Here is a 618-nt window from a genome sequence, read left to right as displayed (position 1 = left end):
GGCTGTAGCCGCTTTGTTTTTAACCACTTTTTGGCTAAATGGGACAGCACGTATAAAGAGACAGGGAAAGGACTCTCGTACACTACCTGTTCCGCTGAACTAACTCAGTTAAAAAAGCAAGAAAGTACCAGTTGGTTAAACGAAGTGGATAGCATTTCCCTTCAATCTTCCTTAAAAAACTTGGCTGACGCTTATACAAGACTTTTCAAAAAACAAAACAAAGCACCCCGCTTTAAATCAAAAAATCATGATGTTCAATCGTACACAACAAAACAAACAAATGGCAATATCGCAATCGTTGGCAACAAAATTAAACTCCCTAAGTTGGGCATGATAAAATTTTCGCGAAGTCGTGAAGTGAAGGGTCGAATCATGAATGCAACGATTCGACATACTTCTTCGGACAAATATTTCGTTTCGATTCTTGTGGAAACAGAAGTACAAGAAGTACCTAAAACGAATTCCTCCGTGGGTGTTGATGTGGGTTTGAAAGAGTTTGCAGTCTTATCAGATGGCACAGTGTATAGCAATCCCAAGTACTTTCGTTCATTAGAGAAGAAGTTAGCGAAAGCGCAACGGATTCTCTCAAGACGGAGAGAACTAGCTATCAAAAGAAAA

At 39.5% G+C, this 618-nt stretch carries 1 protein-coding gene; it reads left to right on the top strand.

The genetic code is table 11. The features are described from left to right. Nucleotides 1-618, top strand: a 618-nt coding sequence (locus H7J92_RS17525) for an RNA-guided endonuclease TnpB family protein (protein ID WP_221838319.1), incomplete at both ends; no start/stop codon positions are given.

Origin of the sequence: Sporosarcina aquimarina (genome assembly GCF_019748715.1) — a bacterium.
Taxonomy (GTDB): domain Bacteria; phylum Bacillota; class Bacilli; order Bacillales_A; family Planococcaceae; genus Sporosarcina; species Sporosarcina newyorkensis.
Note: the sequence above shows the minus strand (reverse complement) of the source record. Positions and strands in the feature narration are given on the sequence as shown.